This is a genomic window from Pseudomonas sp. NBRC 111127, from assembly GCF_001320345.1.
Taxonomy (GTDB): Bacteria; Pseudomonadota; Gammaproteobacteria; order Pseudomonadales; family Pseudomonadaceae; genus Aquipseudomonas; species Aquipseudomonas juntendi.
This window is the reverse complement of sequence record NZ_BCBD01000293.1, coordinates 1-2,041: the sequence shown is the minus strand read 5'-3', so window position 1 is coordinate 2,041 and position 2,041 is coordinate 1. Positions and strand designations below refer to the sequence as shown.

At 68.4% G+C, this 2,041-nt stretch carries 1 protein-coding gene; it reads left to right on the top strand.

All coding sequences use genetic code 11. The annotated features are described in order from the left end of the window. Positions 1-13: 13 nt before the first annotated feature. Positions 14-2,041: condensation domain-containing protein (locus APH30_RS26915; protein ID WP_256222152.1), on the top strand; the 2,028-nt coding region annotated here is incomplete at its 3' end.

The following is a 2,041-nucleotide window of genomic DNA, read 5'->3' as shown; positions in this document are numbered from 1 at the left end:
GATGCAGCAGGGCATGCTGTTCCACAGTCTGTCCGACGCAGGCGACGATCTGTACGTCAACCAGCTCAGCCTGCCGGTCGCGGGGCTCGAGCAAGAGCGCTTCCGCGCCGCCTGGCAGCATGTGATCGGCCGTCACGAGATCCTGCGTACGTCCTTCCACTGGGAAGGCGGCCAGAGCGCGCCGTTGCAGGTGGTGCACCGTCACGTCGACGTGGCGATGACCGTGCTCGACTGGCGGGCACGAACCTTTACCGCCGCCGACCTTGAGGCGGTCGCCCGCGCGCAGCGTGGCTTCGACCTCGGCCAGGTGCCGCTGCAACGCCTGTTGCTGGTGCGCACGGGCGACGCCGAGCACCAGTTGGTGTGGACCAGCCACCATATCCTCATGGACGGCTGGAGCAGCTCGCAGTTGTTCGGCGAGGTGCTGCAGCACTACGCCAGCGGTGAAGTGACCGGCGACAGCGGCCGCTACCGTGACTTCATCGCCTGGTTGCAGGCGCAGGATCAGAGGCGCCTGCAGGACTACTGGCAGGGCCGTCTGCGCCTGCTCGATGCGCCGACCCAACTGAGCCAGTCGATTCACCCGCGGCACACTGCCGACCTGCCGGGGCACGAGGCGCTGTACACCCGTTGGGACGCCCAGCGCGCCGCCGCCTTGCAGCAGCACTGCCGGGCCCAGGGCATTACCGCCAACACCCTGATCCAGGGCGCCTGGCTGTTGCTGCTGCAGCGTTACACCGGCCAGCGCAGCGTGGCCTTCGGCGCTACGGTGGCCGGTCGCCCCGAGAGCCTGGCCAACGCGCAGCACATGCTTGGCCTGTTCATCAACACCTTGCCGGTGATCCAGACCCTCGAGCCGACACAACGCCTGGATCAGTGGCTGCAGCAGCTGCAGGCCGACAACCTGGACCTGCGCGAGCACGCCCATGCGCCGCTGGCTGACATCCAGCGTTGGTCGGGGCAGGGTGGCCAGGCCCTGTTCGACAGTATCATCGTGTTCGAGAACTACCCCATCGACCAACGCCTGGAGCAGGCCCAGGGCGGCCTGCGCTTCGGCGCCTCGAGCAGCCACGACGTCACCAACTTCCCCATGGACCTGGCGGTAACCCTCGGCGAGACCCTGGCCATCGAGTACCTGTTCCTGCGTAGCCACTTCACGGCCGAGGCCGTACAGAGCATTCGCGCACTGATGGAGACCTTGCTGCAGTCGATGATCGACAGCCCTGCCGAATGCATCGGCAACCTGCAACGGCTCAGCCCGGCGCAGTCTCAGGCGCTCGACGCCTGGGGCGCGGTGCCGGCGCAGACCGGCGAGCCGGTGATGCTGGCCCAGCTGATCGCTCGCCAGGCGGCTGCGCGGCCCGAGGCCATCGCCGCCGAGTGTGCCGGCCAGAGCCTCAGCTACGCGGCGCTGGAGGCCCGTTCCGACGTGCTGGCGCGGCAACTGCTCGCCCGTGGAGCCGGCCCGGAGGTACTGGTGGGCGTAGCCCTGGAACGCTCGGTGGACATGCTGGTAGCCCTGTTGGCGGTGTTCAAGAGCGGTGCGGCTTATGTGCCGCTGGACCTGGACTACCCGGCCGAACGCCTGGCCTTCATGATCCAGGACTCCGGCATGCGCCAGCTGATCGGTCGTGCCGACCTGGGGCAGCGCCTGCCCCTGCCCGTGGGCCTGGAACCGCTCGACCCGGCGACCCTGGCGTGCGAAGCCGGTATGCCGGCCAGCGTGTTCCCGGTGCCGGGCGAGCACAGCCTGGCCTACTTGATCTACACCTCTGGCTCGACCGGTGTGCCCAAGGGCGTGGCGGTCAGCCACGGACCTTTGAGCATGCATTGCCAGGCCATCGCCGAGCTCTACGAGATGCAGGCCGGCACCCGAGAGCTGCACTTCATGTCGTTCGCCTTCGACGGTGCCCACGAGCGCTGGCTAACCACGCTGGCGGTGGGCGGTACGCTGATCCTGCGCGACAACGAACTGTGGACGCCCCAGCAGACTTGCGAGGCGCTGAGCCGGGGCCGGGTCGACATCGCCTGCTTCCCGCCC